This is a genomic window from Ramlibacter sp. (assembly GCF_029866045.1).
GTDB lineage: Bacteria > Pseudomonadota > Gammaproteobacteria > Burkholderiales > Burkholderiaceae_C > Ramlibacter.
In genome coordinates this window covers 1-7,400 of the sequence record NZ_JARXAB010000067.1, presented here as the reverse complement: position 1 = coordinate 7,400, position 7,400 = coordinate 1, and the positions used below count along the sequence as shown (strand labels likewise).

The window sequence follows — 7,400 nt, the reverse complement described above, 5'->3', positions numbered from 1 at the left end:
ATCAGCCGCCCCTAGCGCTTGCGCCTCTATTGAAAAGAAAACAGGGTCAGGTTCGTCATAAGATGACCCCATGGCCCGCCTGCCCCGACTGACCCTTCCCGGTCTCCCGCACCACATCCTCCAGCGGGGCCACAACCTCTCCCCGATTGCCGCCGACCCGGCGGACTTCGACACCCTCCGCCGCCTCCTGGCGGAGCAGGCGCTCGAGGCGGGTGTCGACCTGCATGCCTATGTCCTGATGGACAACCACTTCCACCTTCTGGCCACCCCCAGGCAGGACGGAGGCTTGGCACGGATGATGCAAGGACTTGGGCGTCGGTATGTGCGTTATTTCAACCAGCGCCACGGTCGTTCCGGCACCCTGTGGGAGGGGCGCTACCGTTGCGCGGTGCTACAGGCAGAGAGTTGGCTTCTGCCCTGCATGGCTTACCTCGACCTCAACCCGGTCCGTTCCGGCAAGGTCGAGCGGCCCCAGGATTGGGCTTGGTCCAGTCACGGGCACTACGTCGGTGCAGTTGTAGAAAAGATGGTGAGTCCGCACTCTCTTGTTTGGGCTCTAGGAAACACACCTTTTGCCCGCGAGCAGGGCTACGCCCAGGCAGTGGAGCGGGGGGTCACTGCGGCCCAGCAGCAAGCTTTGGTGGACTCGGCAGTCCACGGTTGGGCGCTGGGGGACGATGTGTTTCTTGCCGGCCTGCAGAAGCAGACGCCGCGCCGACTCAGCCGGGGGAAACCGGGTCGCCCGCGCCGCCGCCTCACCGAGGCGGTGCAGGCACTCGGGGACAAGCCGCCCGACACGGACCTTCCTTGAGGACCGTGGCGGCGATTGATCCGTCCCCTATTTATTTTTCGAAGGTCATCGGGCTGAATTAATAAGGATCTGACCCCTTTTATTTCGCTTGGCGGCCGTGTTGCGCTGCACTATGCTCCCCGCTCCCGTGAAAGTCTGCGAAGGAATTGCCATGGCCCTGTCCACCACGCCCGCCCATCTCCCCGCCGGTTCGTCGGTTACCTCATCCGCCGCCACGGCCGACGAGATCGCCCACCTGCAGCAGCAAGGCCTCTATAGCCAGGCGAACGAGCACGACGCCTGCGGCGTGGGTTTCGTCGCCCATATCAAAGGCCAGCGAAGCCATGCCATCGTGGGCCAGGCCCTGAAGATTCTTGAAAACCTCGACCACCGCGGCGCGGTGGGTGCCGACCCGCTGATGGGCGACGGCGCGGGCATCCTGATCCAGATCCCAGACCAGCTCTACCGTGAAGAAATGGCCAAGCAGGGCGTCGCCTTGCCGCCGCAGGGCGAGTACGGCGTGGGCATGATCTTCCTGCCCAAAGAGCACGCCTCCCGCCTGGCCTGTGAGCAGGAGATGGAGCGCGCGATCAAGGCCGAAGGCCAGGTGCTGCTCGGCTGGCGCGATGTGCCGGTGAACCGCGAGATGCCGATGTCGCCCACCGTGCGCGCGAAAGAGCCCGTGCTGCGCCAGGTCTTCATCGGTCGCGGCAATGACGTGATCGTGCAAGACGCGCTCGAGCGCAAGCTTTACGTGATTCGCAAGACCGCCAGCGCGGCCATTCAGAACCTGCACCTCAAGCACTCCAAGGAGTACTACGTCCCCAGCATGTCCTCGCGGACGGTGGTCTACAAAGGACTGCTGCTGGCCAACCAGGTGGGCGAGTACTACCTGGACCTGCAAGACGCCCGCTGCGTCTCGGCCCTGGGCCTGGTGCACCAGCGCTTTTCCACCAACACCTTCCCCGAGTGGCCGCTGGCCCACCCCTACCGCTATGTCGCCCACAACGGCGAGATCAACACGGTCAAGGGCAACTACAACTGGATGAAGGCGCGCGAAGGCGTGATGTCCTCCCCGGTGCTCGGCGAGGACCTGCGCAAGCTCTATCCGATCAGCTTCGCCGACCAGTCCGACACCGCCACCTTCGACAACTGCCTCGAGCTGCTCACGATGGCGGGCTACCCCATCTCGCAGGCAGTGATGATGATGATCCCCGAGCCCTGGGAGCAGCACACCACGATGGACGAGCGCCGCAAGGCCTTCTACGAGTACCACGCGGCGATGCTTGAGCCCTGGGACGGCCCGGCCTCCATCGTGTTCACCGACGGCCGCCAGATCGGCGCCACGCTGGACCGCAACGGCCTGCGCCCCTCGCGCTACTGCGTGACCGATGACGACCTGGTCATCATGGGTTCCGAGTCCGGCGTGCTGCCCGTGCCCGAGAACAAGATCGTGCGCAAGTGGCGCCTGCAACCGGGCAAGATGTTCCTGATCGACCTCGAACAAGGCCGCATGATCGACGACGAGGAGCTCAAGGCCAACCTCGCCAACAGCAAGCCCTACAAGCAGTGGATCGAGAACCTGCGTATCCGCCTGGACGACCTGTCTGAGAGCACCGGGCAGGCGCCGGCCTCTGATGTGGCCCTTCTGGACCGTCAGCAGGCTTTCGGCTACACGCAAGAAGACATCAAATTCCTGCTCTCGCCCATGGCCCAGGCCGGGGAAGAAGGCACCGGCTCCATGGGCAACGACAGCCCGCTGGCCGTGCTGTCTGACAAAAACAAGCCGCTGTACAACTACTTCAAGCAGCTTTTCGCCCAGGTGACCAACCCGCCGATCGATCCGATCCGCGAGGCCATCGTCATGTCCCTGGTGTCCTTCATCGGACCCAAGCCGAACCTGCTGGACATCAACCAGGTCAACCCTCCCATGCGCCTGGAGGTGAGCCAGCCGGTGCTGGACTTCGCCGACATGGCCAAGCTGCGCGACGTGGGCCAGATCACCCAGGGCAAGTTCCGCAGCTACACGCTGGACATCACCTACCCGCTGGCTTGGGGCCACGAAGGTGTGGAGGCGAAGCTGGCTTCGCTCAACGCCGAGGCGGTCGATGCCATCAAGAGCGGCAAGAACATCCTGATCATCAGCGACCGCGCCGTGACCGCCTCGCAGGTGGCCATTCCCGCCGCCCTGGCGCTGTCGTCCATCCACCAGCACCTGGTGCGTGAGGGTCTGCGCACCACCGCCGGCCTGGTGGTCGAGACCGGCTCTGCCCGCGAGGTGCATCACTTCGCAGTGCTCGCCGGCTACGGCGCGGAAGCCGTGCACCCCTACCTCGCGATGGAGACCCTGGCCGCCCTGCACAAGGACCTGCCGGGTGACCTGTCGGCCGAAAAGGCGGTCTACAACTACGTCAAGGCGATCGGCAAGGGCCTGTCTAAGATCATGTCCAAGATGGGCGTGAGCACCTACATGTCCTACTGCGGCGCGCAGTTGTTCGAGGCCATCGGTATCAACGCCGAGACCATCAGCCAGTACTTCACCGGCACCGCCAGCCGCATCGAGGGCATCGGCGTGTTTGAGATCGCCGAAGAAGCGATTCGGCTGCACAAGGCCGCCTTCGGCGCCGACCCGGTGCTGGCCAAGGCTTTGGACGCCGGCGGCGAATACGCCTGGCGCGCCCGTGGCGAGGAGCACATGTGGACGCCCGACGCGATCGCCAAGCTGCAGCACTCCACCCGCGCCAACAACTGGAACACGTACAAGGAGTACGCGCAGATCATCAACGACCAGAGCCGTCGCCACATGACGCTGCGTGGCCTGTTCGAGTTCAAGGTCGACCCGGCCAAGGCGATTTCTATTGACGAAGTCGAACCGGCCAAGGAGATCGTCAAGCGCTTTGCCACTGGCGCCATGTCGCTGGGTTCGATCTCCACCGAAGCCCACGCCACCCTGGCCATTGCGATGAACCGTATCGGTGGCAAGTCCAAAACCGGCGAAGGCGGCGAGGACCCGGCGCGTTACCGCAACGAACTCAAAGGCATCCCGATCAAGAAGGGTGACACCCTGGCCAGCGTCATTGGCAAGGACGTGGTCGAGGTCGACCTGCCCTTGGAGGCCGGCGACTCCCTGCGCTCACGCATCAAGCAGGTGGCCTCCGGCCGCTTTGGTGTGACCGCTGAGTACCTGGCCTCCGCTGACCAGGTGCAGATCAAGATGGCCCAGGGCGCCAAGCCCGGCGAGGGCGGCCAGCTCCCCGGCGGCAAGGTCAGCCAGTACATCGGCAAGCTGCGCCACTCGGTTCCCGGTGTGGGCCTCATCTCCCCGCCGCCGCACCACGACATCTATTCGATCGAAGACTTGGCGCAGCTGATTCACGACCTGAAGAACGTGGCGCCCCATGCCTCCATCAGCGTGAAGCTCGTGTCTGAAGTCGGCGTGGGCACCATCGCCGCGGGCGTGGCCAAGTGCAAGAGCGACCACGTGGTGATCGCCGGCCATGACGGCGGCACCGGCGCCTCGCCCTGGTCCTCCATCAAGCACGCGGGCGGCCCCTGGGAAATCGGCCTGGCCGAAACCCAGCAGACCCTGGTGCTCAATCGTCTGCGCAGCCGCATTCGTGTGCAGGCCGACGGTCAGATGAAGACCGGCCGTGACGTCGCCATCGGCGCGCTTTTGGGTGCCGATGAATTCGGCTTCGCCACCGCGCCGTTGGTGGTGGAGGGCTGCATCATGATGCGCAAGTGCCACCTCAACACCTGCCCGGTGGGCGTGGCCACGCAGGACCCGGCCCTGCGCAAGAAGTTCTCCGGCAAGCCCGAGCATGTCGTCAACTACTTCTTCTTCATCGCCGAGGAAGTGCGTCAGATCATGGCGCAGCTGGGTATCCGCAAGTTCGACGACATGATCGGCCGCGCCGACCTGCTGGACATGCGCCAGGGTATCGAGCACTGGAAGGCGCGTGGCCTGGACTTCGGCCGCCTGTTTGCGCTGCCCCAGGTGCCGGCCGACGTCGCCCGCTACCACGTGGCCGACCAAGACCACGGCCTGGACAAGACGCTCGACCGCATCCTGATCGAGAAGTCCAAGCCCGCGATTGAAAAGGGCGAAAAAGTTCAGTTCATGGAAAAGGCGCGCAACGTCAACCGCTCGGTGGGCGCCATGCTCTCCGGCGCACTGACCAAGGTGCACCCTGAGGGCCTGCCGGACGACAGCATCCGCATCCAGCTCGAAGGCACCGGCGGCCAGTCCTTTGGCGCCTTCCTGGCCCGCGGTATCACGCTCTATCTGATTGGCGACGCCAACGACTACACCGGCAAGGGCCTCTCGGGCGGCCGCGTGGTGGTGCGTCCCAGCCTCGACTTCCGCGGTGAAGCCGTGCGCAACATCATCATCGGCAACACCGCGCTGTACGGCGCAACCACCGGCGAGGCCTTCTTCGCGGGCGTCGCTGGCGAGCGCTTCGCGGTGCGTCTTTCGGGCGCCACCGCGGTGGTCGAAGGCACCGGTGACCACGGCTGTGAGTACATGACCGGCGGCACCGCCGTCGTCCTGGGCAAGACCGGCCGCAACTTCGCTGCCGGCATGTCCGGCGGCGTGGCCTTTGTCTATGACGAGGATGGTCAGTTTGTCAGCCGCTGCAACACCGCCATGGTCTCCATGGACAAAGTGCTGCCGGCCGCCGAGCAAAAGGCCGCCTCCACCAAGACCCGGCTGCATGCGGGCGAGACCGACGAGGTCTTGCTCAAGAAGCTGCTGGAAGACCACAACCGCTGGACCGGCAGCAAACGCGCCCGCGAGCTGCTGGACAACTGGGAGCAGGCCCGGGCGAAGTTCGTCAAGGTCTTCCCCAACGAGTACAAGCGCGCCCTGGGCGAAATGCACGAGCGCGAAGTGGCCGAGGCCAGCACCGGCAACAACGTCCAAGCCGCCGTGCGCGACGGCGTGGCCGCAGCCTGATGAGGCCCACCCCCGAAGCGCCTTCGGCGCCTCCCCCTCACGGGGGCGCCACCGGCGGACCGGCAAAGCCGGCTCCGCTGTGGCCCCGGGCAGTCATTGGAATCACTGAAGAAATTTCGGAGCAATAGCATGGGAAAAATCACCGGCTTCATGGAGTTCGAGCGCCTGGAAGAGGGCTACAAGCCCGTTCCCGAGCGCGTTAAGCACTACAAAGAATTTGTCATCGGCCTCGATGACAGTCAGGCCAAGCAGCAAAGCGCCCGCTGCATGGACTGCGGCACGCCGTTTTGCAACAGCGGCTGCCCAGTCAACAACATCATTCCGGACTTCAATGACCTGGTGTTTCGCGAAGACTGGGAAGACGCCTTCACCGTCCTGGACTCGACCAACAACTTTCCCGAGTTCACCGGCCGCATCTGCCCCGCGCCTTGCGAGGCGGCCTGCACGCTCAACGTGAACGACGACGCGGTGGGCATCAAGTCCATTGAGCACGCCATCATCGACCGCGCCTGGGAGCATGGCTGGGTCAAGCCCCGTCCGGCCGAGGTCAAGACCGGCAAGAAAGTCGCTGTCGTCGGCGCTGGCCCCGCCGGTCTGGCCGCAGCCCAGCAGTTGGCCCGTGTCGGCCATGACGTGACCCTGTTCGAGAAGAACGACCGCATCGGTGGCCTGCTGCGTTACGGCATTCCCGACTTCAAGATGGAAAAGTCGCACATCGACCGCCGCGTGGAGCAGATGAAGGCCGAAGGCGTCACCTTCCGCACCGGCGTGATGGTGGGCGAACTGCCCAAAGACTCTAAGGTGACCAACTGGGCCAAAGAGACTATCTCTCCCGAGCAGCTCAAAAAAGAATTCGACGCGGTGCTGCTCACTGGCGGCGCCGAGCAGTCTCGTGATCTGCCGGTGCCCGGCCGCGATCTCGAGGGCGTGCACTTCGCCATGGAGTTTTTGCCGCAGCAAAACAAGGTCAACGCCGGCGACACGCTCAAGGGTCAGCTGCGTGCCGATGGCAAGCATGTCATCGTGATCGGCGGCGGTGACACCGGCAGCGACTGCGTGGGCACCAGCAACCGCCACGGCGCCCAGAGCGTGGTGCAGTTCGAGCTCATGCCCCAGCCGCCCGAGCAGGAGAACAAGCCCCTGGTTTGGCCTTACTGGCCGACCAAGCTGCGCACCTCGTCCAGCCATGAAGAGGGCTGCGAGCGCGAGTTCGCCATCGCCACCAAGGAATTCATCGGCGAAAAGGGCAAGGTCACCGGCCTCAAGACCGTCCGCATCGAGATGAAAGACGGCAAGATGGTCGAAGTGTCTGGCACCGAGCAGGTCATGAAGGCCGACATGGTGCTGCTGGCCATGGGCTTTGTGGCCCCGGTCGCCACCGTGCTTGACGCTTTCGGCGTCGACAAGGACGGCCGCGGCAACGCCAAGGCGACGACCGAGGAGTCCGGTGGCTACGCTACCAACGTGGCCAAGGTGTTTGCCGCCGGCGACATCCGCCGCGGCCAGTCCCTGGTGGTCTGGGCCATCCGCGAAGGCCGCCAGGCGGCGCGGGCGGTGGACGAGTTCCTGATGGGGGCGAGCGTCCTGCCGCGTTGAGGACCTGCTAAGGGCGGGTCCAGCTCGAGAGCCTATCCCTTGATGGGTCAGCGCGCC

3 protein-coding genes are annotated in these 7,400 nt (G+C 64.8%); all 3 read left to right on the top strand.

Annotated features, from left to right (window positions below; genetic code table 11):
* Positions 1 to 70 precede the first annotated feature (70 nt).
* The 3 genes from QE494_RS07710 to QE494_RS07700 all read left to right on the top strand — a co-directional run bounded on the left by QE494_RS07710 (position 71) and on the right by QE494_RS07700 (position 7,343).
* Positions 71 to 811, top strand: a complete 741-nt coding sequence (locus tag QE494_RS07710) for a transposase (protein WP_300042338.1) — start codon at positions 71 to 73, stop codon at positions 809 to 811.
* Positions 812 to 962: 151 nt separating this feature from the next.
* Positions 963 to 5,747 (top strand): glutamate synthase-related protein, encoded by a 4,785-nt coding sequence (locus QE494_RS07705; RefSeq protein WP_300042337.1) that lies wholly within the window; start codon positions 963 to 965, stop codon positions 5,745 to 5,747.
* A 129-nt stretch (positions 5,748 to 5,876) separates the two neighbouring features.
* On the top strand, positions 5,877 to 7,343 hold the full coding sequence (locus QE494_RS07700; RefSeq protein ID WP_300042336.1) for a glutamate synthase subunit beta: 1,467 nt from the start codon (positions 5,877 to 5,879) through the stop codon (positions 7,341 to 7,343).
* Positions 7,344 to 7,400 lie beyond the last annotated feature (57 nt).

Excerpts from the sequence above, each read along its gene's own strand:
- QE494_RS07710 (WP_300042338.1), top strand. The coding sequence starts at position 71 with ATGGCCCGCCTGCCCCGACTGACCCTTCCCGGTCTCCCGCACCACATC.
- QE494_RS07705 (WP_300042337.1), top strand. The coding sequence starts at position 963 with ATGGCCCTGTCCACCACGCCCGCCCATCTCCCCGCCGGTTCGTCGGTT.
- QE494_RS07700 (WP_300042336.1), top strand. The coding sequence starts at position 5,877 with ATGGGAAAAATCACCGGCTTCATGGAGTTCGAGCGCCTGGAAGAGGGC.